General features: G+C 64.6%; 23 protein-coding genes. 12 read left to right on the top strand and 11 right to left on the bottom strand.

Features of this window, described 5'->3' with window-relative positions:
• Positions 1-25: 25 nt before the first annotated feature.
• The gene (locus ACT4OC_RS24590; protein WP_444841639.1) at positions 26-739 is read left to right on the top strand and encodes a nitroreductase; all 714 of its coding nucleotides are present in this window, start codon (positions 26-28) and stop codon (positions 737-739) included.
• A gap of 5 nt (positions 740-744) precedes the next feature.
• On the opposite strand, the gene ACT4OC_RS24585 is transcribed toward ACT4OC_RS24590, so the two are convergent.
• From ACT4OC_RS24585 to pqqA, 7 genes are all read right to left on the bottom strand, one after another.
• A complete protein-coding gene (locus ACT4OC_RS24585) occupies positions 745-1,410 on the bottom strand; it encodes a hypothetical protein (RefSeq protein ID WP_444841638.1) in 666 nt (221 codons plus the stop codon).
• Positions 1,411-1,422: 12 nt separating this feature from the next.
• The gene (gene pip / locus ACT4OC_RS24580; RefSeq protein ID WP_444841637.1) at positions 1,423-2,400 is read right to left on the bottom strand and encodes a prolyl aminopeptidase; all 978 of its coding nucleotides are present in this window, start codon (positions 2,398-2,400) and stop codon (positions 1,423-1,425) included.
• Positions 2,390-3,589, bottom strand: coding sequence for a pyrroloquinoline quinone biosynthesis protein PqqE (pqqE, locus tag ACT4OC_RS24575; RefSeq protein WP_444841636.1), 1,200 nt, complete (start codon positions 3,587-3,589; stop codon positions 2,390-2,392). Before pqqE ends, pip begins: the two co-directional genes overlap by 11 nt.
• Positions 3,586-3,894, bottom strand: coding sequence for a pyrroloquinoline quinone biosynthesis peptide chaperone PqqD (pqqD, locus tag ACT4OC_RS24570; protein WP_444841635.1), 309 nt, complete (start codon positions 3,892-3,894; stop codon positions 3,586-3,588). The genes pqqE and pqqD overlap by 4 nt, the downstream gene beginning before the upstream one ends.
• A gap of 4 nt (positions 3,895-3,898) precedes the next feature.
• Positions 3,899-4,651 carry a pyrroloquinoline-quinone synthase PqqC gene (gene pqqC / locus ACT4OC_RS24565; protein ID WP_444841657.1) on the bottom strand — a complete coding sequence of 251 codons (753 nt, stop codon included), beginning with the start codon at positions 4,649-4,651 and terminating at the stop codon, positions 3,899-3,901.
• Between the two features lie 20 nt (positions 4,652-4,671).
• Positions 4,672-5,601: a pyrroloquinoline quinone biosynthesis protein PqqB gene (gene pqqB / locus ACT4OC_RS24560; protein WP_444841634.1), complete on the bottom strand. Its 930-nt coding sequence runs from the start codon at positions 5,599-5,601 to the stop codon at positions 4,672-4,674.
• 150 nt (positions 5,602-5,751) lie between these two features.
• Positions 5,752-5,832: a pyrroloquinoline quinone precursor peptide PqqA gene (gene pqqA / locus ACT4OC_RS24555; RefSeq protein ID WP_012029362.1), complete on the bottom strand. Its 81-nt coding sequence runs from the start codon at positions 5,830-5,832 to the stop codon at positions 5,752-5,754.
• 330 nt (positions 5,833-6,162) lie between these two features.
• Between pqqA and ACT4OC_RS24550 the strand changes: the two genes are divergently transcribed.
• From ACT4OC_RS24550 to ACT4OC_RS24530, 5 genes are all read left to right on the top strand, one after another.
• Complete coding sequence (locus ACT4OC_RS24550) at positions 6,163-6,420, top strand: DUF6894 family protein (RefSeq protein ID WP_444841656.1); 258 nt, start codon at positions 6,163-6,165, stop codon at positions 6,418-6,420.
• A 105-nt stretch (positions 6,421-6,525) separates the two neighbouring features.
• Positions 6,526-7,926, top strand: a complete 1,401-nt coding sequence (locus ACT4OC_RS24545) for an amidase family protein (protein WP_444841633.1) — start codon at positions 6,526-6,528, stop codon at positions 7,924-7,926.
• A gap of 9 nt (positions 7,927-7,935) precedes the next feature.
• Positions 7,936-8,412, top strand: a complete 477-nt coding sequence (locus ACT4OC_RS24540; protein WP_444841632.1) for a glutathione peroxidase — start codon at positions 7,936-7,938, stop codon at positions 8,410-8,412.
• Positions 8,409-8,672: a DUF3297 family protein gene (locus ACT4OC_RS24535; protein WP_444841631.1), complete on the top strand. Its 264-nt coding sequence runs from the start codon at positions 8,409-8,411 to the stop codon at positions 8,670-8,672. Before ACT4OC_RS24540 ends, ACT4OC_RS24535 begins: the two co-directional genes overlap by 4 nt.
• A 3-nt stretch (positions 8,673-8,675) precedes the next feature.
• The gene (locus tag ACT4OC_RS24530) at positions 8,676-9,842 is read left to right on the top strand and encodes a mandelate racemase/muconate lactonizing enzyme family protein (protein WP_444841630.1); all 1,167 of its coding nucleotides are present in this window, start codon (positions 8,676-8,678) and stop codon (positions 9,840-9,842) included.
• A 108-nt stretch (positions 9,843-9,950) separates the two neighbouring features.
• On the opposite strand, the gene ACT4OC_RS24525 is transcribed toward ACT4OC_RS24530, so the two are convergent.
• On the bottom strand, positions 9,951-11,300 hold the full coding sequence (locus ACT4OC_RS24525; protein ID WP_444841629.1) for a malonyl-CoA decarboxylase: 1,350 nt from the start codon (positions 11,298-11,300) through the stop codon (positions 9,951-9,953).
• Between the two features lie 290 nt (positions 11,301-11,590).
• Positions 11,591-12,391: an AraC family transcriptional regulator gene (locus ACT4OC_RS24520; protein ID WP_444841628.1), complete on the bottom strand. Its 801-nt coding sequence runs from the start codon at positions 12,389-12,391 to the stop codon at positions 11,591-11,593.
• 83 nt (positions 12,392-12,474) lie between these two features.
• Between ACT4OC_RS24520 and ACT4OC_RS24515 the strand changes: the two genes are divergently transcribed.
• The 4 genes from ACT4OC_RS24515 to ACT4OC_RS24500 all read left to right on the top strand — a co-directional run bounded on the left by ACT4OC_RS24515 (position 12,475) and on the right by ACT4OC_RS24500 (position 17,366).
• Positions 12,475-13,647, top strand: a complete 1,173-nt coding sequence (locus tag ACT4OC_RS24515) for an MFS transporter (protein ID WP_444841627.1) — start codon at positions 12,475-12,477, stop codon at positions 13,645-13,647.
• Positions 13,648-13,663: 16 nt separating this feature from the next.
• Positions 13,664-14,185: a hypothetical protein gene (locus tag ACT4OC_RS24510; protein WP_444841626.1), complete on the top strand. Its 522-nt coding sequence runs from the start codon at positions 13,664-13,666 to the stop codon at positions 14,183-14,185.
• Positions 14,186-14,716: 531 nt separating this feature from the next.
• The gene (locus ACT4OC_RS24505) at positions 14,717-15,568 is read left to right on the top strand and encodes a formate/nitrite transporter family protein (protein WP_444841625.1); all 852 of its coding nucleotides are present in this window, start codon (positions 14,717-14,719) and stop codon (positions 15,566-15,568) included.
• Between the two features lie 61 nt (positions 15,569-15,629).
• Entirely contained in the window at positions 15,630-17,366 is a 1,737-nt protein-coding gene (locus tag ACT4OC_RS24500; RefSeq protein ID WP_444841624.1) for a protein kinase domain-containing protein, read from the top strand.
• Between the two features lie 56 nt (positions 17,367-17,422).
• Here ACT4OC_RS24500 and ACT4OC_RS24495 read toward each other — a convergent pair whose 3' ends face one another.
• Together ACT4OC_RS24495 and ACT4OC_RS24490 are read right to left on the bottom strand one after the other, a co-directional pair.
• On the bottom strand, positions 17,423-18,964 hold the full coding sequence (locus tag ACT4OC_RS24495) for a flavin-containing monooxygenase (RefSeq protein WP_444841623.1): 1,542 nt from the start codon (positions 18,962-18,964) through the stop codon (positions 17,423-17,425).
• An 86-nt stretch (positions 18,965-19,050) separates the two neighbouring features.
• A complete protein-coding gene (locus ACT4OC_RS24490) occupies positions 19,051-19,500 on the bottom strand; it encodes a cupin domain-containing protein (RefSeq protein WP_444841622.1) in 450 nt (149 codons plus the stop codon).
• Between the two features lie 184 nt (positions 19,501-19,684).
• Here ACT4OC_RS24490 and ACT4OC_RS24485 point away from each other — a divergent pair, with 184 nt between their 5' ends.
• Both ACT4OC_RS24485 and ACT4OC_RS24480 read left to right on the top strand, forming a co-directional pair.
• Entirely contained in the window at positions 19,685-20,719 is a 1,035-nt protein-coding gene (locus ACT4OC_RS24485; RefSeq protein ID WP_444841621.1) for an AraC family transcriptional regulator, read from the top strand.
• Between the two features lie 143 nt (positions 20,720-20,862).
• Positions 20,863-22,032, top strand: coding sequence for an IS110 family transposase (locus ACT4OC_RS24480; protein WP_444841620.1), 1,170 nt, complete (start codon positions 20,863-20,865; stop codon positions 22,030-22,032).
• Positions 22,033-22,554 lie beyond the last annotated feature (522 nt).

Raw genomic sequence — 22,554 nt, 5'->3', positions numbered from 1 at the left:
CGCTCATCGTTCGAGGCTGCATCCCATGACTTCAGTCACCCAGGCCATTCTGGAGCGCCGCTCGGCGCGCGCCTTCCTGAACCGCCCGGTTCCCGCCGGCTTGATCCGCGAAATCATCGGCGTCGCCCGCCGCACCGCCTCGAGCAGCAACATGCAGCCGTGGCGGCTCGCGGTGATGGCCGGTGCCGACCTCGACCGGCTGCGCGGTGCGGTGCGCCAGGGTCTTGCGGCAAATCCCGCCGCGGAAGGCTCCGAGTACAAGATCTACGCGCCCAATCTGAAGGACCCCTACAATCGCCGCCGCATCAAATGCGCCGAGGATCTCTACGGCACCATCGGCATTGCCCGCGAGAACAAGATGGCTCGGCTGCTGCAGTTTGCGCGCAACTTCGATTTCTACGGCGCTCCGGTCGGCATGATCCTGTCGATCGACCGCTCGATGGAGCAGGGGCAGTGGGCCGACGTCGGCATGTTCCTGCAATCGATCCTGCTGCTCGCGCACGAGCGCGGCCTTGCAGCCTGTCCGCAGGCGGCGTGGGCGGCGATGCACAAGACCGTGCGCGCGCATCTTGCCCTGCCGGAGGAATTCATCGTGTTCTGCGGCATCTCGCTCGGCTACGCCGATCCCGCCCAGCCGATCAACGGCCTCGTCACCGAGCGCGCAGCGCCGGAGGAGATCGCGGAGCTGCGCGGATTTGCCGAGGAAGCAAGCGCGACGGAAGCTACCCTGACGGCGTGAGCGCGTTAGCGCGGCAAATCGCTCTTCGCCAGATCGAACAGCAGCCGGTAGACGCCGCTGGTCACCACCAGCGGCTTGAGCGCGGCGTTGTCGACGATACGTGCAGCGGCACTAGGAACTGCGTGCACGCTGGTGGCATCGATCAGCACGAACCAGTCGCCGGCGCCCGGGTCTGCCGCCGCGGCATCCTTCGTCAGCGGCTTCGACAATGCGGGATCGCTCTCGATGAGGTGCATGGAAATGATTCCGTCGAGGTCGGTTGGATCGAGCGGGGCCTCGAGCGCGGCGCGCAGCTTGTCCTTAGCCCCGCCGGGGCGCAGGCGGATGATGCCGAGCGCCGCGCCGCGGCCGACACCACGGCTGATGGTGATGCGCGCCACCGCGCGGATCATGTTCTTGAACCTGTTGATATTGGCCTTCGACCATTTGGTTTGGCCCGCCAGCGCCGTGCGATAGGCGGGGCTGTCGAGCACCTCGAAAGTCTCGGTGGAATAGAGGCTGAGATATTTCGGCTTGCCGACATGGGCAACATAGCGCCGGGCTTCGAGAAAGCCGTCGATGGCAACGCGTTCTTCGAGATGTTCGCGATCGTACCAACGGTTGAACTCGGCTTCATGCGCGGCATCGATGTCCATCGACGTCAGCAGCATGCCCTTTCCAGCCATCGGCATTTGTCGCTCCTGCTATTTGATCCTGGACGCCATATCCGCAATCGCCCGCATCACCGCGTTCCGAACGCCGGGATCGTAGAGCGAATGCCCGGCGCCTTCGACGACGCGAATCTCGGCGTCGCGCCATGCCGCCGCAAGCGCATGCGAGATGCTGGGCGGGCACAGATGATCGTAGCGGCCCTGCACGATGATGCCGGGAATGCCCGCGAGCCTTGCGGCTTCCGCCATCAACTGGTTAGGCTTCATGAAGGAGTTGTTGGAGAAGTAATGCGCCTCCATGAAAGGCGTTGCGGGGAGCGAGCGTGACGATTGCAGCGATCCCGGATCAAGCCGCGTGCGGCCTGGCGTCAGTTCCGAAAGGATGCGCTCGGTTTCACCCCAGGCGCGCGCGGCGGGCGCGTGGACGGCGGGATCGGCATCGAGGATGCGGCGGAAATAGGATTGGATCGGCTGCGCGCGCTCTTCCGGCGTCAGCAGGCCCAGAAAATCCTCGGAGAGGCCGGGATAGAGTCGCGGCAGCGAGCTCAAGAATCCATCTTCGATTTCTGCGACCGTGCCGAGAAACGTCGCGCGCAGCACGATGCCGCTGACGCGATCGGGATGGGCCTGTGCATAGGCCAGCGCCAGCGTCGCGCCCCAGGAGCCGCCGACCACCAGCCAGCGCTCGAAAGCGAACTTCTTGCGGATCGTTTCGATGTCCGCGATCAGATGCGCCAGCGTGTTGTGCTCGCGCTCGCCCCTGGGCCGGCTGCGGCCGGCGCCGCGCTGGTCGAACAGCACCGCGTGGAAGCGCTCGGGATCGAACAGGCGGCGATGATCCGGCTGGCAGCCGCTGCCGGGTCCGCCATGCAGATAGGCCGCGGGAATCCCGCCGATGCGGCCGGCACTCTCGACATAGACCTCGTGGCCGTCGCCAACGGCAAGATGTTCGGAGGTCAGCGGCGCAAAGGGATCGCTGCGCGATCGTCTGGCGTCGACGTCAGGCGCCATGGCCGCCTTCCGTCTCGGGCGTGCCGCCGGCGAAATTGCGATAGAGGAACAGGTGCTGGCCGGAAGCCGCGTCAAGCTCGGCCTGATGGAAGATCTTTTCGTGCAGCGGCGAGAACGAGCAGGCCGGATCGGTGTTGCCGGCATTGCCCGTCAGCGCAAAGGCCTGGCAGCGGCAGCCGCCGAAATCGACCTCGCGGAACTCGCAGCTCTTGCAGGGCTCCGGCATCCACCCCGTGCCGCGATAGCGATTGAAGGCCTCGGAGTTCTGCCAGATCCAGGCGATCGAATGATTTGACCGTACCGACTCGAATTCGAGGCCGGTGATGCTCTCGGCGGCATGGCAGGGCAGGACTTTTCCGGCCGGCGAGATGTTGAAGAACTGACGGCCCCAGCCGCCCATGCACTTCTTCGGCCGCAGCGCGTAGTAGTCGGGCACGACATAGTCGATGGTCAGCACGCCCTTGAGACGAACCTGCGCCTCCTCGACCATGCGGCTGGTCTCCTCGATCTGCGCCAGCGTCGGCATCAGCGCGGCGCGGTTCTTCAGCGCCCAGCCGTAATACTGCACATTGGCGACTTCCAGCCGGTCGGCGTCGAGATCGACCGCCATCTGGATGACGTCGGCGAGCTGGTGCAGGTTTTGCCGGTGCATGACGGCGTTCACCGTCAGCGGCAGGTCGAGCTGACGCGTCCACTTCGCGGCCTCGATCTTCTTCTCGTGCGAATGCTTCAAGCCGGCGACACGGTCGGCGATGACAGGCTCATTGCCCTGAAAACTGATCTGCACGTGGCAGAGCCCGGCATCGGCGAGCGCGGCGAGCTTTTCCTTCGTCAACAACACCGCTGACGTGATGAGATTGGTGTAGAGCCCGACGTCGGTCGCATGCTGTACCAGCTCAACCAGATCCTTCCGCGCGGTCGGCTCGCCGCCCGAAAAATGGATCTGCAGCACGCCGATATCGGCGAGTTCCGAAAGAACCTTCTTCCATTCCTCGGTCGAAAGCTCGCTGCCGGCGCGATCAAGTTCGACCGGGTTGGAGCAATAGGGACACTGCAACGGGCAGCGATGCGTCAGCTCGGCAAGCACCGCGAGCGGAATGCCGAAGGTTTCCGCCACGGAACCGCGCGCCTCCAGCGCCGCCAACCCGTCGGCGCCTGTCGCCCTGATGTCGGTCGTCGCCGTGGTCATGGCGTCTTCTCGCGGGCTTCGGTCAAAAATCCCTTGTCGGCAAGGTCCTGCAGCATGGCGATAACGTCTGCCGAGATCGCCTCGCGCGGTGCGGCATATTTGGCGACGAGCAGGTCGACCAGGTCGCCGATGCTGCGTTTGCCGTCGCAGAGCTGCAATACCTCGACCGCGGTCTCGTCCGGCGCCAGCACGCGCTCGGGTGCGAGGATCACCCACACTTTCCGCGTCTCGTCGAACTTCAGCCTGGCGTGGCGCGGCAGCACCGGACGGCTGGCTTCGCTGACGCTGATGTTGCGGCTCGCCATCGATCTAGCCTTTCGGCACGAACGCGCCCGGTGGAACGTGGCCATCGACATAGGCGTGATAGAGCGCGTCGAGCTGCACCCACAGCACGTTGGTCTTGAAGATCAGCGCATTGCATACGGCCTCGCGTTCGGCCGGCGATTTGGCGTTCTTCCTGACGTAGTCGAGGGCGAAATTGGCATCGCGTGGCGCCTGGGTCAGCCGCCGCTTGAAATAGCTCATGGTGTCGGGATTGACGAAATCGTAGTGCTGCAGCATCCCGGCGATGCGTTCCTCATGGATGCTCGGTGCGAACAGCTCCGTCAGCGAGGAGGCGATCGCTTCCAGCGGCGTCCGCTCGCGGCAGAAATGCACGTAGGCCTCCACCGCAAAACGCGTCGCCGGCAGGATGCCCTCGGTCGATTCCACGTATGCCGTGTCCAGGCCAAGGCCTTCGGTCAGCTTCAGCCAGCGCTCGATACCACCCTCGCTGTCGACCGCGCCGTCGTGATCCTCGATGCGATGGCGCCATTCCAGCCGGATGGCGCGGTCGCGGAAGCGCGAGATCACCACCGCATCCTTGATCGGGATCGTGCTCTGGTAATAGTAGCGGTTCAGCGCCCAGGCCTGCACCTGGCCCTTGGTGAGCTTGCCACCGTGCAGCAGCCGGTGGAACGGGTGCAGGCTGTGATAGCGCGTGGCGCCGATCTGGCGCAGCGTCGCCTCCAGATCCTCGGCAGAATTGAGCTGGATGCCCTTGCCGATCGAAAGCGCCGTCATTCCACTGGTTGGCACCACGTTCACAGCGTGATCTCCGTTCCGTCGGTGGGAATCTGCCAGCCGGCGCGCTCGAGCGCCTTGCGCTCGTCGGAACCCTTCAGCCACGCCGGGTTGGAGTTGTTGATATGCAAGAACACCTTCCGCGCAATGTCCAGAGCGGCAAAGCTCTCGATCGCGCCATGATCGCCCGACATCGAAATATGTCCCATCGATTGGCCTGTCTTGTGACCGAGCCCGGCCGCGATCATCTCGTCGTCGCGCCACACCGTGCCGTCGAAGAAGACCAGCGGGGCGCCCTTGATACGGGCCTTCAACTCGTCGGTCACATGGGCACAGGCGGCGAGGAAGTAGAAGTATTGCCCCGTTGCCTTGTCCGCAATGCGAAGCCCGAGCGTGTCACCGACGCCGTCGATGCCCGCAGGATGCGCCTTGCCCTCAAGGTACCATGCGCCCTTGCCGGGAACCTCGAACGGCAGCACTTCGATGCCGGAGGGCCCGCCGCCGGGTAGGGCCGGCTCGAACGGCTGATTCACCTCGATCGGCTGGCGCGCCACGGTCTTTTCTCCCAGCACGTTGAAGATGCTGTTGTCCTTCAGGATCGCCAGCACGCGGCTGTGGGCATAGATTGAAAACGGCGAGCCCTCGCGCATCGACAGTAGCCCTGCAACCGCATCGACCTCGCTGTTGGTGAGGATCACGCCGGCAATCGGGCTATGGCGCAACAGTCCCTTGGTAGGATGAAGTTGCGGTGTCGCAATCATTTGCTGGCGCAAATCGGGAGATGCGTTGACGAGGTACCAGTGCGCGCCGTCGCGGCTGAATGCGATCGAGGCTTGCGTGCTTGTGAGTTCGGGCCGTTCGCTTCTCGCCTTCACGCAAACCGGGCATCCGCAATTCCACTGCGGAACGCCGCCGCCCGCGGCCGCGCCCAGGACGACGATGCGAAGCATGATCCGTCTCCTGGCTCGAACTCGGCGCTATCAACGAACTCGGCGCAAAAACGTTTCGAGGTGGACACCCGGCCTGAGCCGCCCCCGCACTCGGGAACGCGTCATGCCCGGAGATCCACCTGCGTCAAAACGTGAGGGAAGCGCTTCCGCTTACTTGCGGGCGGCGCACGCATACATGTTGATTTCCATGCCGACCGGCACTTCGACGATCTTGGGTGCTTTCCAGGCCATTAGGCTCTCCTTGTTGAACCGGACGACGTGCGCCCTGACCGATAAACTATCGCGGAAACGAAACTTCGCCAGCGGAATCTTTGTGACATGGACCGTGGCGGCATTCGTGTTGCGGCGCGAAAGGATTTGTGGGCAAACTGCGCGTCTTCGGGCTCAAAATGGCGTGAGTTCAAGTCTTTCGCGGTTGCCGGAAGGAGAAAGAATGGTGAAGTCGGAGAGAGCGTAGGTGGGGTGGTGCCCACCTTCCGTTCGCACAACCCGTCCGTTTGCACAACCCGTGAATCCGCGCCCGCCGCGCACGTCATCCAGCCGAAGGTCCTGCTTCAGTTCATGCCCCGATATTACTTCCACACCCGGATCGGCGACGAGCTGATCGCCGACCCCGAAGGTGAAGAGCTGCGCAACCCCGATCGCGCCTGGGAGATGGCGCGCGCCATGATCCTCGAACTGTTGCGCAGCGAGGGCGCCGACGAGCGCCTGCTGAACGCCACCGTCGAGGTGACCGACGACGACGGCGAGATCGTGCTGGAATTTCCCTTTGCGGAGGCGCTGCTCGACGGCGGCGCTGCCAGCGCGACAAAGCACTAGAAGCGAGCCTTCCCACCGGCTGCTGCCCTGTTGCCGGCGCCGTTTGGGCCGGCTGGCCTTGCCATTGATCCGGCTGTACAAGTTCCAAAACAAACGGAGCTGGTAATGCAGGACCTCTGGCGTCTGTCGGCCACGGATTTGGCTGCCCTGATCAAGTCGAAGAAGGTGTCGGCCAAGGAAGCGGCGACGGCCGCATTGGCGCGGCTCGACGCGGTCAACCCGAAGCTCAATGCGGTGATCGACCACAGGCCGGCCGAAGTGCTGGCGGAAGCGGCGGCCGTCGATGCTGGGATCGCGCAGGGCGCAGATCCCGGCGTGCTGGCCGGCGTGCCTGTGACGGTGAAGGTCAATATCGATCAGGCAGGCTTTGCCACCACCAATGGGCTCAAGATCCAGAAGGATGCGATCGCGAAGGATAATAGCCCCGTCATCGACAACCTTCGCAAGGCGGGCGCCGTCATCCTCGGCCGCACCAATTGCCCGGCCTTCTCCTATCGCTGGTTCACCACCAACCTCGTGCATGGCGACACCAAAAATCCGCGCGATCCCGGCATCACCCCGGGCGGCTCGTCCGGCGGCGCAGGCTCGGCGGTGGCGGCCGGCATCGGCCATATCGCGCACGGCACCGATATCGCAGGTTCCATCCGCTATCCCGCCTACGCCAATGGCGTGCACGGCCTGCGGCCGACGGTGGGGCGCATCGCCGCGTTCAACGCCGCGCTGCCGGAACGCACCATCGCAGCGCAGATCAGCGCGGTCTCCGGTCCGCTGGCACGCACCATCGCCGATCTCAGAATCTCGCTCGCCGCGATGTCGGGCTTCGACCCCCGCGATCCCTGGTGGGTGCCGGCGCCGCTGGAAGGCGTGAGGCGGGAAAAGCGCGCCGCAATTTGCCTCGATCCCGACGGGCTCGACGCCGTGCCGGAAGTGAAGGCTGCGGTTGCCGATGCCGGCAAGCGGCTGGCGCGCGCCGGCTGGACGGTCGAGGAGCTGACTACGATCCCGCCGCTGCGCGAGGCCGCTGACTGGCAGACCAAGCTCTGGCTCGGCGACAACTATGAGGCGCAGCTGGCCGCGGCCGAACGCGAGGGCGATCCCGGCGCGCTCGCGTGCCTGCGCGGCAACAAGGCGAAGGTGTTTCCGTTCGATGCGGCGGCATTCTCCAAGGCGCTGGTCCGGCGCGCGACGCTGGCGCGCGAATGGCTGCTGTTCCTCGAGAAATATACGGTGGTGGTGATGCCGGTGTCCGGCGAACTGCCGTTCCCCGATCATCTCGACCGCAAGGACGGCGCATCCTTTGCGCGGGTGTGGAAGGCGCAACTGCCGCAGATCGCGATTCCCTTCATGGGCCTGCCGGGCTTGACCGTGACCACCGGGCTGGTCGGCCGCGTGCCGGTCGGCGTGCAGGTCGTATCCGGACGCTACCGCGAGGATCTCTGTTTTGCCGCGGGCGAAGCGATCGAGGCCGGCGGCGTGCCGGCTTCGCCGGTCGACCCGGCGAACTGACGCTACGCGATGTCCGCGATCTACGATTTCACCGCCGTTTCGCTCGCAGGCGAGCCCGTGCCCTTGCGGCGGTTCGAGGGGCAGGTGCTGTTGATCGTCAACACGGCGAGCGCCTGCGGGTTCACGCCGCAATACAAGGGATTGCAGGAGCTGCATCAAAGGCTGTCGCCGCGCGGCCTTGCAGTGCTGGGCTTTCCCTGCAACCAGTTCGGCGGGCAGGAACCCGGCGACGCCGGACAGATTGATGAATTCTGCAAGGGCAAGTATGCCGTCACCTTTCCGATGTTCGCCAAGATCGACGTCAACGGCAGCCATGCGCATCCGTTGTACGAGTATCTGAAGCGGGAGAAATCGGGCCTGCTCGGCTCCTCGATCAAATGGAACTTCACCAAGTTCCTGGTCGACCGCGCGGGCAAGGTGGTGGGGCGGTACGCGCCGACGGTGCGGCCGGAAAACCTGACGAAAGAGATAGAGGCATTATTGTGAGTGAGAACGAAAAGCCAGAAAACGACCAGCTGCCCGACCGCCTCTCGGTCGATCCGCGCAGTCCCTATTACAATGCGGAGGTGCTGTCGCGCGAGGTCGGCATCCGCTTCAAGGGCGTCGAGAAGACCAATGTCGAGGAGTATTGCGTCAGCGAGGGCTGGGTGCGGGTCACGGCCGGCAACGCCAAAGACCGCCACGGCAATCCGCTGACCATCAAGGTGCACGGACCGGTCGAGCCGTACTTCCGCGACAAGGCGTAAGCCATGGTCCGCATCACCGATGTCCGCGAGATCACCAAGCCGATCTCCTCCCCGATCCGCAACGCCTATATCGACTTCACGAAGATGACGACGAGCCTCGTCGCCGTCGTCACCGACGCCATGCGCGACGGCAGGCGCGTGGTCGGCTACGGCTTCAATTCCAACGGACGCTATGGGCAGGGTGGGCTGATCCGCGAGCGCTTCGCGCCGCGGCTGCTCGAGGCCGACTCGAAATCGCTGCTGGATGCCTCCGGTGACAATCTCGATCCGGACAAGGTGTGGTCCGCGATGATGGCGAACGAGAAGCCGGGCGGGCACGGCGAGCGCTCGGTCGCGGTCGGCACCATCGATATGGCCGTGTGGGATGCGGTGGCGAAGGTCGCGGGCAAGCCGCTGTTCCGCCTGTTGGCCCAACGCCACGGGCGTACGGCCAACCCGCGCGTCTTCGTCTATGCGGCCGGCGGCTACTACTATCCCGGCAAGGATCTTTCGATGCTGCGCGGCGAGATGCGCGGCTATCTCGACCGCGGCTACAACGTCGTGAAGATGAAGATCGGCGGCGCGCCGATCGCCGAGGACCGCGAGCGCATCGAGGCGGTGTTAAAGGAGATCGGCAATGACGCGCAGCTCGCGGTCGACGCCAACGGCCGCTTCGATCTGGAGACTGCGATCGCCTACGCCAGGATGCTGCGGGACTATCCACTGTTCTGGTACGAGGAGGCCGGCGATCCGCTCGACTATGCGCTGCAGGCGGCGCTCGCCGAGTTCTATCCCGCGCCGATGGCGACCGGGGAAAATCTGTTCAGCCATCAGGATGCGCAGAACCTGATCCGCTATAGCGGCATGCGACCGGACCGCGACTGGCTGCAATTCGACTGCGCGCTGTCCTACGGGCTTTGCGAATACCAGCGCACGCTGGCGGTGCTGCACACCCACGGCTGGTCGCCGGGCCGCTGCATTCCGCATGGCGGGCACCAGATGTCGCTGAACATCGCGGCGGGGCTGGGGCTGGGCGGTAATGAAAGCTATCCGGATCTGTTCCAGCCGTATGGCGGTTTCCCCGACGGCGTTCGGGTCGAGAGCGGACACATCGTCATGCCTGATTTGCCAGGCATCGGGTTTGAGGGGAAGAGCGATCTCTACAAGGAGATGAAGGCGCTGGCGGAATGACGGCCTATCCCGTCATTGCGAGGAGCAAAGCGACGAAGCAATCCATGGCGCGGCAAGCGGACAGATGGATTGCTTCGCTTCGCTCGCAATGACGGTGGTGGTAGTTAGTTACGACAACCTCATGTCCAGCAACCGCCGCTCGCCCTTGAGCAGCTTCTTCACCGCGCTCGATGCGATCACCTCGCCCTGATTCGCATAGGCCTCGTGGTTCTTCTCGATGTCGTCGAGGCGGTAGAGATAGTTGACCATGACGCCGGCGGATTCGCGCATCCCTTTCGCTGAGAGGTCGCCGAGCCAGTTGATGCGCTCCAGCCGCGCGCCGTTGCCGAGGTGGAAGCGGGCGACGGAATCGATCAGCCGGCCCTTTGGCGTGCGGGCTTTGAGGAAATAGTGCGCGGCGAGCGGCTCCAGCACGGCGCGGAGCTGCGCGGTCAGCTCGGCATTCTCGAACCAGTCCGGCTTGTCGAGATTTTCCAGAAGCTTGCGCTCGTCATCGGAAAGCGGAACGTCCATGCCCTCGTTCACCCATTGCATGAAGCCCGGCACCGGCGACAGCGTCACGAAGGTGTCGAGCTTGGGCAGCTCGCGCTGCAGCTCCTCCACCACCTGCTTGATCAGGAAGCTGCCGAAGGAAATGCCGCCAAGGCCGCGCTGGGTGTTGGAGATCGAGTAGAACACCGCGGTGCGGGCACGCGCGATCGCGACCGGCTGGCGCTCCTCGGCCAGCAGGGGCGCGATCGCGCCCGGGGTCGTTTCGGTCAGCGCCACCTCGACGAAGATCAGCGGCGCATCCGGCATCGCCGGGTGGAAGAAGGCGTAGCAGCGGCGGTCGGCTGGATCGATGCGACGGCGCAGGTCGTTCCAGTCGCGGATCTCGTGCACCGCCTCGTAGCGGATGATCTGTTCCAGAATGTTCGCTGGCGTTCCCCAGTCAATCCTGCGCAGCACGAGAAATCCCCTGTTGAACCATGAAGAGAGCAGATGCACGACGTCGCGGTCGAGTGCGCCGAGCTCACCGCGGCCTTTGATGAGGTCGAGCAGGTCGGCGCGCATCTGCACCAGCTCGCCGGTGCCGCCCGGCGCGCGGTTGAGACGGCGAAACAATTCCTGCCGCCGCGGCTCGGATGCGAAATGCAGATCGCTGGCGTCCGCGTCCGACGGCTCATCGCGCCAGGATTCGATGGCCTGCTTCAGCCGTTCATGGTCCGGACCGAAATGGCGCGACAGCTCCTGAAAGAAGGCGAGCCGGCCATTGGCGTCGAGGTCGTGATAGCCGTTCAGCACCTCGCGGGCCATGGCGGTGCCCGACGCCTCGCCTCGGCCCGACAGCAGCGCCTCGCAGAGCTTCAGCAGATCGGAGGCATCATGCTTGCCGTCCGCCGGCTCGCCCCGCCGCAGCAGCGTGCGGCTGCGCTCGGAAATCGTGGAGAGAAGATCGGAGAAGAAGGCGTTGGCCATGGGCCCCCAGCGATGCCGAATCGTAGTTAAGGATTTAGGACGGTACAGACCGGAATCAAGCGTATTCCCGGTACGGAAATATGTCATGCCCCGCGAAGGTATGACTTGCTTGTCATGGTCGGGCTAGACCTGGCTAGACCCGGCCATCCATCTCCTTTCGCCAAGGATGCTTTCTTGAAGAGCGATGGATGCGCGGGTCCCGTCTCCGCCGAGGCTTCGCCGGGCCACGAGCGCGCTCGGCCGCAGTAGCTTTAGCGAAGGCGGCAAGCCCGCGCCTGACGAGTTCATTTCTACTCCTTGCCGGCAAACTCCGTCGGCGTCTTGCCGGTGACCTGCCGGAAGGCATGGGAGAACGCCGGCACGCTGGCATAGCCGAGATCGGAGGCAAGCTGCTTCACCGACAGGCTGGCGTCGACCGACATCCGCTGGATCGCCGCCGCAATCCGGGCACGCTGGCACCAGCTCTTGAAGGAAAGCTGCGTCTCCGCGGCAAACAGCCGCGACAGCGTCCGCGCCGAGGTGCCGACCGCGCGCGCCAGGGTCTCGATTTCGTGGTCGGCGGTGGGATCGCCGAGCACGATGTCGGCGGCGCGGCGGCAGCGCGGCTCCTGCGGCACGGGGATGAAGGTCGCGGAGTCCTCGGCGCGCTCCAGCTCCAGCATCGCCAGGCGAACCAGCAGCGCGGTGCGCGCAGGCTCGTTGCGGTCGTCGAACAGCGCCAGGATGGTCTGGTGCAGCAGCGGCGATACGCGCACGACGAATTCGCTCGCGAGCTTCCTGCCGTGGCCTTCGCGCTTGAGCCAGGCGAGATCGAAATACAGCGTGCGCATTTCGATATCCGCGAGCACGTCGATGGCGTGGCCGAGCCGGGCAGGGACCCAGACCGCGCGGTCCGGCGGCACCAGCCAGCGGCCCTTGGGGGTCGTCACCTGCATGGTGCCGGTCGCGGCATAGACCAGCTGCGATTCGCGGTGCATGTGCGGGGCGAGACGGGTGCCCTTGGCCGCGTGGCGCGCCACCATGTGCACCCCGTCGCCGGTGGTGCGATGGATACCCTCGATGGCAGCGATTGGCTTTTCCAAGATATTCATTGGCCGCATCCCGTCAGCGCAAGAACATATAACCTATTTTCCGGGAATGCAGGAATCGCCCGGGAATCCTCCAGGAATCGTAAATGAACAGTCCGAGCCGGGTCATCAACTTCGTCAACGCCGCCCATTTCATCGACCACTACGCGATGCTGATCTTCGCCGCCGCCGTGATCATCATGGGGCCGGCGCTCGGCATGGCCTATTCGGAGCTCTTGCCCTATGCGACGCCGGGCTTCGTGGCGTTCGGTGCGGGCTCGCTGCTCACGGGCTGGCTCGGCGACCGCTGGTCGAGGCGCCACATGATGGTGATCTTCTTCGTCGGCATCGGGCTGTCGATGATCTCGGTGGGCCTGGTGCAAACGCCGCTGCAACTCGGTGCGGCGCTGCTCGCGATCGGCATCTTCGCCTCGATCTATCATCCCGTCGGCACCGCGATGATCGTGTCCTATGCCGACAAGCTCGGCCGCGAGATGGGCATCAACGGCGTGTGGGGCAATCTCGGCGTCGCGTCCTCGGCGCTGGTCACCGGCGTGATCGGTCAATATCTCGGCTGGCGCTACGCCTTCTTCATTCCTGGCGCGGTCACCGTACTGATCGGCATCGCCTTCGCGTCGATGGTGGTGCATGAGGACCGAAAGGGCACCAGGCAGGCGGCGGCCCAGGCCCGCATCGCCAAGGCGGACGTCTGGCGCTTGATCCTGGCGCTCATGATCGTGGTGGTCGCGATCTCCACCACCTTCAATGCGGTCACCGTGGCGCTGCCGAAGCTGTTCGCCGAACGGCTCGCCGGTCTGACCAAAAGCCCGGCGCTGCTGGGCGTGATCGCGGCCGGCGTCTACGTGTTCGGCGCGATGACGCAATACACCGTCGGCAAGCTGCTCGATAAGCATTCGCTGAAGACCGTGATGCTGCCGCTGTCGTTCCTGCTGGCACCATTGATGTACCTCGCCGCGACGCTTTCGAACCTGCCGCTGATCGTTGCCACCATCGGCATCATCATGGGCGCCTTCGGCCAGGTGACGGTAAACGACGCCCTCGTCGGCAAGTACACGCCGGAAGAATGGCGCTCGCGCGCCTACGCCGTGCGCTATTTCGTCGGCTTCACGGCGGCCGGCGCCTCCGTCGGCCTCGTCGCGTGGCTCTATGAACGCGGCGGCTTCGTCACTATGCTGCAGGCCTTTGCCGGACTTTGCCTGTTCGTGATCGCGGCGGCCATCATCCTGCCGCGGGAGATGGCGCCAAAGCCGGCTGTGTGAGGCAGGCGGGAGCGACATGAAGACGATGGCGTGGCTGCCGGCGGCGGTCTGGTTCGCGTGCGGACCGGCCGCGGTCGCGGACGAATTCAGGAACGTGAAATGTGGCTCCGACATTCCGAAGGCGATGGTCGGGCAGCGTTCGTCCACCGACAAGGTCGTCAAGATCGAGGCGAAATATCGCGCCTTGGGCCTGAAGCATCTCGGCGCGGATGAAATTTCCGCTTCCCTTTCGTCCATCAACTACCTCATCTGCGGGGCGGAGTTCGTCCTGCTGCTGGATCGCAAGGACATCGTCCGCGATGTGATCGCGTTTCCTGCACATTCCAGGCAGTCGCCCGCTTTCTCCGGCACCTGCCGGGCAGGCGGCCGCGATCTGCCCGATGTCTTCATCGGCGTGCTGGATGGCGCGTCTGGCGGCGACATGTTGCCGGTGCTGTCCGCCTGGAAGATCGATCAGAAGAGCGCAAGGTTCGTCAGGGCGCCCGAAGGCCTGCGCTGCCCGCGTAGCAGCATCTTCACCGTCGATGGCGGGATGTGAGGCCGCAGTATTGCGTTCCAAATTCGTTGCTCGCTCCTGGCTCGACGCGATTCCGGCAACAGAACTGATTTGCCCGTCCGTGTTGAAGGGGCAACGGTCGTCGTTGCAAGTTCGGGAAGAAAGAGCGCGCCACCTACCCTGCGCGGCATCTGTGCAACTGCACAAATTCAGGGCACCGCACAAACTCCCGTTGTTTAACGGCCGGATATCTAAGCCACGGGAATAATGGTGGATTTTCGCGGCGCGGGCTTGGCACATCGATTGCTTGGATTGCTCTCAGTCAATGACGACTGCCGTCCTTTTCGGGTTGCCCGGGCCAGAGTTGGCCATGGCGCAGGGATCAAGCAGCCTCGCGTGAGGCGCTTCGAGCAGTCATCTGGACTTAATCCCGCATTTGCTCGCGCATCCCTGTCCCTGATCGGGCGTGACCCGCGTTCGTCGCGCGAGGACGGCAAGATTTTTCAAAACATCGGTGCACGGCTGCGCAGCATCCGGCGCGCTTCAATGCTGTCTCTCAAAAGGGGAACTGGAATGGCCTATCTCGCGCCCTCGGAATTCGTGACCAAGATGGTCGACGCCGGAGAATCCAAGATCTTCATGTCGACGCGCGATACGGTCATCCGCGCCTACATGGCAGGAGCGATCCTCGCGCTCGCAGCCGCGATGGCGGTAACCATCAACGTGCAGACCGGCATGCCGATCGTCGGTGCCTCGTTCTTCCCGGTCGGCTTCTGCATCCTTTACCTGTTCGGCTTCGACCTGCTCACCGGCGTCTTCGTGCTGTGCCCGCTGGCGCTGATCGACAAGCGGCCGGGTGTGACGCTCGGCGGCGTGCTGCGCAACTGGGGCCTCGTCTTCGTCGGCAATTTCGCCGGCGCCTTCACGGTGGCGGTGATGATGGCGATCGTCTTCACCTTCGGCTTCTCCTCGCCGCCGGACAAGGTCGGCCAGGTGATCGGCACCATCGGCGAAAGCCGCACCGTCGGCTATGCCAACCACGGCGCCGCAGGCATGCTGACGCTGTTCGTCCGCGGCATGCTGTGCAACTGGATGGTCTCGGCCGGCGTGGTCGGCGCGATGATCTCCACCCAGGTTAGCGGCAAGGTGATCGCGATGTGGATGCCTATCATGCTGTTCTTCTTCATGACCTTCGAGCACTCCATCGTGAACATGTTCCTGTTCCCGTCCGGCCTGCTGCTCGGCGGCAAGTTCACCTGGTGGGACTACATCTTCTGGAACGAGATCCCGACCGTGATCGGTAACCTCGTCGGCGGTCTGGCCTTCACCGGCCTGACGCTGTACGCCACCCACGTCAAGACCGGCCCGTCGCGCAAAGCCTCGGCCGCGACGTCGTCTCCGCGGTCCTCGCGCATTGCCGCTTGATCTTGCGATGCGAACGGGTCTCTCTTCGCAAGGGGAGAGGCCCGTTGCCGCGAAAGGTAGAATGCCGCGCGCGCTGAAAATATCGGTCGGGCAATTTTCCGACAAGGGAGCCAAGGAAACCAACCAGGATTTCCACGGCGTCCTGATCCCGGACGAACCGCTGCTCAGCCTCAAGGGCATTTCCATCGTGCTGGCTGACGGCATCAGCACGAGCAAGGTTTCCCGCGTCGCCGCGGAATCCGCGGTGAAGGGGTTTCTGACCGACTATTACTGCACCTCGGAATCCTGGTCGGTGCGCACCTCGGCGCAGCGCGTGCTGGAGGCGACCAATTCCTGGCTGCATTCGCAGACCCGCAGCCAGTATGCCTACGACAAGGACCGCGGCTACGTCTGCACGCTCAGCGCCATGGTCATCAAGTCGACCACCGCCCATCTCTTCCACGTCGGCGATTCCCGCATCTATCGCCTGTCCGGCAGCACGCTGGAGCAGCTCACCAACGACCATCGCATCGTCCTCAACTCGCAGCAGAGCTATCTCGGCCGCGCGCTCGGGGTAAATGCGCAAGTCGAGATCGATTACCAGATGGTCCGGCTCGAGGAGGGCGACGTCTTCGTGCTCTCGACCGACGGCATCTACGAGCATCTCAGCGCCCGCCGCATCGCCAAAGCGGTGAACGAAGGCGCCGGCGACCTCGACGCGGCCGCCAAAGCGATCGTCGACGAAGCCTTCGAGGCCGGCAGCGACGACAATCTCACCGTCCAGATCGTCCGTGTCGACGCCCTGCCGGAAAGTTCGGCGAGCGAAGTTTTCGGGCAACCAAGCGAATTGCCGCTGCCGCCGCTGCTGGAAGCGCGCATGGTGTTCGACGGCTACCGCATCGTTCGCGAGCTGCACGGCTCCAGCCGCAGCCACATCTATCTCGCCGTCGATATCGAGACCGACGCCGTGGTAACGCTGAAAATCCCCTCCATCGATCTGCGCGACGACCCCGTCTACCTGAAGCGCTTCCTGATGGAGGAATGGGTGGCGCGGCGCATCGACAGCCCGCACGTTCTGAAACCCTCGGCCCCGTCGCGGCGGCGCAACTTCCTCTACCTCGTGACCGAATATATCGACGGCCAGACGCTGACGCAGTGGATGATCGACAACCCCGCGCCCGGCCTCGAGACCGTGCGCGACATCGTCGAGCAGATCGCCAAGGGTCTGCTCGCCTTCCACCGCAAGGAGATGCTGCATCAGGACCTGCGCCCCGACAACATCATGGTCGACAAGACCGGCACGGTGAAGATCATCGATTTCGGATCGACCCGGATCAATGGCGTGGCGGAGGCCGAGCCGTCCGGACTCAACGACGACATCCTCGGCACGCTGCAATACACCGCGCCGGAATATTTCCTGGGGGAGGGCGCCACCACGCGCTCCGACCTGTTCTCGCTCGGCGTCATCACCTACCAGATGCTGACGGGAAAGCTGCCCTACGGCGCGCAGGCGGCCCAGGCGCGCACCCGCGCGCAGTTCGGCAAGCTGCGCTACCGTCCCGCGGCGCATGGCGCCCGCGAGATCCCGGTCTGGGTCGACGGCACGCTGGAACGCGCCGTGCATCCCAATCCGGCCAAGCGCTATAACAGCCTGTCGGAATTCCTGTTCGACCTGCGCACGCCCAATGCCAATTATATCAAGACGGCATCATCGCCGCTGATCGAGCGCAACCCGCTGTTGTTCTGGAAGAGCACGACAATCGTGCTGGCGATTGCGGTCATCGTACTGCTGGCGCTGCTGCACGGGGTGCACCGTTAGGAAGTTCACCTCTCCCCGCGAAAGGGCGGGGAGAGGTGAACCGAAGCGCGTGCGTTCTAGTTCGTCGCGGCGATCTTAACCGGTTGCGTCGCCATCCTCGATGCAGAATCCGGGACTGCCATGTACCGCGGCGCCGATGCGAGGTAACCCGCGTAGGCATCGGCATTCGGCGGCTGGAAGGTTTCCGCCAGCGGATTGCGGCGGCGCTGCCTGGCGCCGATATCCGCCAGCAGCTCGTCGAAGTGCCTGAAGTGATAGGGTGCGACGCACAGCCCGCCATAGACCCCGGCTGCGGGCCGCTCGACGCGCCTGAAATGCAGCATCGTCTCGATGTTGTCGCGCATCTGTTGCTCGGTCGGCTGGCGTTCGAGCTTTCCGTCGGCATAGCGCACCAGCCAGTGCGCGGCCATGTCGGCGCACAGCACGGTGCAGAAGCTGGAGTTGAAGCCGACGAAGCCGAGCTCGGGCAGGTCGGGGCTGGCGATCAGGCGATAGAGGCGATACTGCCCGTCCGGGTCGACCAGCCTGGCGCGATATTTTTCCGGCAGGAACGGCACCCCGAGCTTGTAGCCGATGGCGAGCACGGCGACGTCGGCATTCACGCGTGCGCCGTTGCTCATGACGATCGTGTGGCCTTCGCAGCGGTCGAAGGTGCCGCGGATGGCCTTGATGCGGCCGTCCGCCACCATCGGGTAGAAATTGGGAGTGGCGATCGGCACCGAGCAGTTGACGCCGTCCTCGATCCGCTCCTTCGGCACCATGTCGCACTTGGCGAGCTTGAGCTGCGCCTTCAACAGGCTCTCCAGTCCGCGCCAGTTTGCCCACACCATGGGCCTCGCGACGGCGTGCGCGAGGCGCGAGAGCGGGCCGATGCCCCAGCCGGGGAACATACTCTCCTGCGCGCGGATGTAGAGGATTCGCTTGAAATTGACGAGGCCGCCGATGAAGTAGGGAATGCGCCATACCGGCTCGCGGTAGACGATGGTCACTTCGCTGGCGCCGGACTCGACGGCATTGACCGCGATGTCGGTGGCGGACTTCGAGCCGCCGAGCACCACCACCTTGCGGCCCTTGGCGATCGAAGCGTCGTTGTAGGCGGAGGAGTGCAGGATGCGGCCGCCTCTTGCCTTGAATTCGGTCTCGCCCGGCAGGCTCAGCGTCTGCGGCTCGTTGAACTGCCCGGTGCAGATGGCGACGAAATCGAAATCCTCGCGGCTGGTTCCGTCTGATGTCTTCAACTCGAGCGTCCAGCCCGGCTTGCCGTCGGCCCGGCGGTCCATCGAGGCGACCGACGTGTTGAACCGCATCATGCGGTCGAACCCGTGGCCGCGCGCGTAGTCGGCGAGGTAGGCGTGGACCTGCGGGCCCTTCGGCCATTCCGGATAGGAATCGGGCATCGCCTTGTCGGTGTAGCGGTAGAGATCCTTCGGGCTCTGCGTCTGCACCTGCGGATAGGAGCGCGCCGGCTCCCAGACGCCGCCGAGATCGGCGCTCTTCTCGACGATCGCCACGTTGTGGCCGCGCTCGGCAAACGCCTTTGCCGCGGCAAGGCCGGACACGCCGGCGCCGATCACGCATACCTGCTTCTGTCTGACCATTGCAAAGCTCCTGATTGAGGACAGCCGATATCCTTCGCCCGCCGCCTTTGGCGGCGGGTCGTCGTCAAAAACGCGGCAGTGGAGTCCTAGTCGTTCGCCTCGGGCGGCAGAAAATCCACCTCGTGCTGGGCCGAGATGCGCACGACCTCGGCGGGATCGGTGAGGTTGTGCAGCTTGTCGAACAACGCCTCCAGCTTCTGCATCGGCGAGACCCAGAACAGCGCGCGGGCCGGCTTGTCGGACTTGTTGAAGTAGCCGTGCGGGATGCCGCGCGGCATGCGCACGAGATCGCCGGCCTTGGCCTGCACCCAGACGCCGTCGAGCTTGAGGTCGAGCACGCCTTCCTGCACCAGGATGAATTCGTCCTGGGTCGGATGAACGTGCACCGGCACGAACTGGCCGGGATCGCTGTTGGTCTCGAAGGCGAAGGTGGAATCGGTCACGGCCTTCGGGAAGTAGACTTGGCCGAGGATGTTCCAGGTCTTGCCGCGATAGCCGGTGCCGTTGGCCGTGATGCCTTTTTCGAGTGCCGCCATGTCTTGTCCTCCCGTTGAGCGGCCGCGAGCATCCGCCCGGCGGAAAAGGTTGTCTATCCGCTAAACGAATCCGTCCGATGCGGCCGCTGCGCTGCGGCAGCACGGCTGCCCAAACTTCGGGCCGCCTTGGGGCTTTTCAACTCCCGAAATTATTGTAAGCTTAAAACAATTTCGGAGGCTCGAGATGGCGAACGCCGTCATTCCCCGAACAGCTCCAGGGCAGGCCATTCCGCAAGCCGTACGGCTGGCGGCGTTCCGCCGCGTCGCCACCTGCGACATCGAGGAGGCGGCCGAGCAGGTCGGGCGCATCTTCTGCCCGCACCGCCTGGCGCCGGTGACGGCTTCCGCGCCGGACTTTCACGCCCTGCACAACTGCGCCGATTTCGACGGCTTCTCCGTGAATTACGTCTCCTATGGCGGGTCGGTGTCGATCGATCCCGGTTGCCTCGAACGCTTCTTTCTGCTGCAGATTCCGCTCGCCGGTGCGGCGAGGATCAGGACCGCCTCGCGCGACATCGAAAGCGCGCCCGGCGTGGCCGCCTCGCTTTTGTCGCCGACGATCCCGACGCAGATGACGTGGCAGGACGGCTGTGCCCAGCTCATCCTGCTGGTCGAGCGGAAGCTCGTCGAGCAGCGCGCGGCGGCGCTCGCGGGCCGCGCCGTGCAGGCCGTCGAGTTCGAGCCCGCCGTCGATCTCGCCACGACAGCGGCGCGCGCGTTGCAGGAGCAGATCGCGACGCTGGTCGATCTGGCCGAGCGCAACGGACCGGATCGCCGGTTGTCTGCCGTGGCGGCAGCCGATCACCGCGAAGCGCTGCTCGATGCACTGCTTGCCGGGCAACGCCACAGCCTCTCCGCGGCCATCGCGACCTTCTCCGGCCAAATCGAGACGTTGCCGCGTGCGCTCCGCCGGGCGCGGGATTGCCTGCACGCCAGCGCCACCGAGCCGCTCGACCTCGTGCAACTCGCGGAAGCCGCCGGCATCGGCGTGCGCGCGCTGCAACTCGGCTTCCAGCGCCATTTCGGCGTGACGATTTCGCAGATGCTGCTGGATATGAGGCTCGCTCACCTCAACGCGCGCCTGCGGTCGGCGCCGCCGGATGCCCGCATCATCGAGATCGCCTTCGATCTCGGCTTCACCCATCTCGGCCGGATGTCCGGCGCCTATCGCGCCAAGTTCGGCGAGCCGCCGTCGGCCACGCTACGCCGGCTGCATTGAGCGGCGGTCTGCTGGTGTGCGCAGGAAACGGACTATCTGTCATTGCGAGGAGCGCCAGCGACGAAGATTCCATGGGGGAGTGGATAGCGACCGAGTCTGAAGCCAGACTGAGGTTGCTGAAACCACTCAACCTGGAGACAACGATGTTGCTCGATCATCCTTCCGACGGACCGACCGCTATCCGCACGCATATTGCCGCAATTTTTGTTTCGCTGGAACTGAGCCGTTCGAGTTGGCTGGTGACGTCGTTGTCGCCCGGTAAGGGCGAGAAGATGTCCAGGCACAGCGTCGCGGCCGGCGATGTGGCCGGACTTTTGGCGTTGTTTGCGGAGCTCGTGCGCAAGGCGGAGGCCAGGACCGGCCAACGCTATCCGATCATCACGATCCAGGAGGCGGGGCTTGACGGGTTCTGGCTGCATCGTGTTCTGCAACGGGAAAGCATTGAGAGCCATGTGGTTGATCCCGCTTCGATCGCGACGTCGCGGCGGCACCGTCGGGCCAAGACGGACCGGCTCGACGGCGAGACGCTGCTGCGGGCACTTCTGGCCTACAAGCGCGGTGAGCCGCGGGTCTGCGCGATGGTGGTTGCGCCCTCGCCCGAGGAGGAAGATCGCCGGAGGCTTTGCCGCGAGCGGCGGACGCTGATTGCCGAGCGGGTCGAGCATGTGAACCGGATCAAGGGCCTTTTGTTCGCGCAAGGCATATCCGATTACAGGCCATTGCGGCGCGACCGGCGGGCGCGGCTCGAGGCATTGTGCACGGGAGACGGGCGGGCGCTGCCGCCACATTTGAAGGCGCAGATCGGCCGCGAACTCGACCGGATCGAATTGCTTCTGGTCCAGATCAAGGCTGTGGAAGCCGAGCAGGATGCTCTGTTGGCTGCGGCGAGAAAGCCTGCAAGCGAAGAGGCCGCGCCGGACCCGGTAACGCTGCTGCTGGCCTTGAAGGGAATGGGCGCCAACTTCGCGGCCGTGCTCTGGTCGGAGGCGTTCTACCGGAGCTTCGCCAACCGCCGCCAGGTCGCCGCCTATGCGGGCCTTGCGGCAACGCCCTGGCAAAGCGGGGGCATTCGGCACGAGCAAGGGGTGTCGAAGGCCGGCAATCCCAGGCTGCGGACCACCATGATCCAGATCGCCTGGCTGTGGATACGTCATCAGCCGCAATCGATCCTGACGCGCTGGTTCAAGGAGCAAAGTCCGCAAGGCCGCAAGCGCGCGATCGTGGCACTGGCGCGCAAGCTTCTCGTGGCCTTGTGGAAGTATGTCACCCAGGGCGTCGTCATCGAGGGGGCCGTGATGAAGCCGGTCGCCTGATCCGGGACCGGACTCCGCAGCAAGCACCGCCCGCGCACAACGTAAGAACCATAACCCATCTGCCAAGGCCCGATCAGCCTTGGAAGATCCGGGTGGACGAACCGATGGATTGCATGGCTTCAAACGCCGCAACGAAGAATGGCCTCGTCCTCTCGAGCCTGCCCGCCGCAAGCGGAATATTGGTGCAGTCGCCTCGCGCGACGACCGAATGTGAGTTTGATCTGGCATGCAACCCAGATCGCACAACCGGCTCGAACCCTGGATCGCAAATGCGAGGACGACAGATGCCCTGACCGAACCGCCAACACGAGGAACGCCTGTCGTACCCGACCCATCAAGCATGATGGCGTGCTCGCTCAACTCAAGGCCAAGCCGCTTTGCGGCGGCCCTAAAGGGCCGGCCTTGACTTGATCTGCGCGCGCCATCCTGCACAATCCGCGGTCGGGACGAAGAGGTGGCTGCAGTCGAACTAAAAGGTGGCCCCTCGTCCTTGACACAAACCTCCCCCATGTGAGCAATCCA

Source organism: Bradyrhizobium sp. (assembly GCF_052389815.1).
Lineage (GTDB): Bacteria > Pseudomonadota > Alphaproteobacteria > Rhizobiales > Xanthobacteraceae > Bradyrhizobium.
This window is presented reverse-complemented; position numbering and strand designations above follow the sequence as displayed.

Bases quoted from the DNA above. Each gene is read 5' to 3' on its own strand.
- ACT4OC_RS24590 (WP_444841639.1), top strand. From the start codon at position 26: ATGACTTCAGTCACCCAGGCCATTCTGGAGCGCCGCTCGGCGCGCGCC.
- ACT4OC_RS24585 (WP_444841638.1), bottom strand. From the start codon at position 1,410: ATGCCGATGGCTGGAAAGGGCATGCTGCTGACGTCGATGGACATCGAT.
- pip (WP_444841637.1), bottom strand. From the start codon at position 2,400: ATGGCGCCTGACGTCGACGCCAGACGATCGCGCAGCGATCCCTTTGCG.
- pqqE (WP_444841636.1), bottom strand. From the start codon at position 3,589: ATGACCACGGCGACGACCGACATCAGGGCGACAGGCGCCGACGGGTTG.
- pqqD (WP_444841635.1), bottom strand. From the start codon at position 3,894: ATGGCGAGCCGCAACATCAGCGTCAGCGAAGCCAGCCGTCCGGTGCTG.
- pqqC (WP_444841657.1), bottom strand. From the start codon at position 4,651: ATGACGGCGCTTTCGATCGGCAAGGGCATCCAGCTCAATTCTGCCGAG.
- pqqB (WP_444841634.1), bottom strand. From the start codon at position 5,601: ATGCTTCGCATCGTCGTCCTGGGCGCGGCCGCGGGCGGCGGCGTTCCG.
- pqqA (WP_012029362.1), bottom strand. From the start codon at position 5,832: ATGGCCTGGAAAGCACCCAAGATCGTCGAAGTGCCGGTCGGCATGGAA.
- ACT4OC_RS24550 (WP_444841656.1), top strand. From the start codon at position 6,163: ATGCCCCGATATTACTTCCACACCCGGATCGGCGACGAGCTGATCGCC.
- ACT4OC_RS24545 (WP_444841633.1), top strand. From the start codon at position 6,526: ATGCAGGACCTCTGGCGTCTGTCGGCCACGGATTTGGCTGCCCTGATC.
- ACT4OC_RS24540 (WP_444841632.1), top strand. From the start codon at position 7,936: ATGTCCGCGATCTACGATTTCACCGCCGTTTCGCTCGCAGGCGAGCCC.
- ACT4OC_RS24530 (WP_444841630.1), top strand. From the start codon at position 8,676: ATGGTCCGCATCACCGATGTCCGCGAGATCACCAAGCCGATCTCCTCC.
- ACT4OC_RS24525 (WP_444841629.1), bottom strand. From the start codon at position 11,300: ATGGCCAACGCCTTCTTCTCCGATCTTCTCTCCACGATTTCCGAGCGC.
- ACT4OC_RS24520 (WP_444841628.1), bottom strand. From the start codon at position 12,391: ATGAATATCTTGGAAAAGCCAATCGCTGCCATCGAGGGTATCCATCGC.
- ACT4OC_RS24515 (WP_444841627.1), top strand. From the start codon at position 12,475: ATGAACAGTCCGAGCCGGGTCATCAACTTCGTCAACGCCGCCCATTTC.
- ACT4OC_RS24510 (WP_444841626.1), top strand. From the start codon at position 13,664: ATGAAGACGATGGCGTGGCTGCCGGCGGCGGTCTGGTTCGCGTGCGGA.
- ACT4OC_RS24505 (WP_444841625.1), top strand. From the start codon at position 14,717: ATGGCCTATCTCGCGCCCTCGGAATTCGTGACCAAGATGGTCGACGCC.
- ACT4OC_RS24500 (WP_444841624.1), top strand. From the start codon at position 15,630: ATGCCGCGCGCGCTGAAAATATCGGTCGGGCAATTTTCCGACAAGGGA.
- ACT4OC_RS24495 (WP_444841623.1), bottom strand. From the start codon at position 18,964: ATGGTCAGACAGAAGCAGGTATGCGTGATCGGCGCCGGCGTGTCCGGC.
- ACT4OC_RS24490 (WP_444841622.1), bottom strand. From the start codon at position 19,500: ATGGCGGCACTCGAAAAAGGCATCACGGCCAACGGCACCGGCTATCGC.
- ACT4OC_RS24485 (WP_444841621.1), top strand. From the start codon at position 19,685: ATGGCGAACGCCGTCATTCCCCGAACAGCTCCAGGGCAGGCCATTCCG.
- ACT4OC_RS24480 (WP_444841620.1), top strand. From the start codon at position 20,863: ATGTTGCTCGATCATCCTTCCGACGGACCGACCGCTATCCGCACGCAT.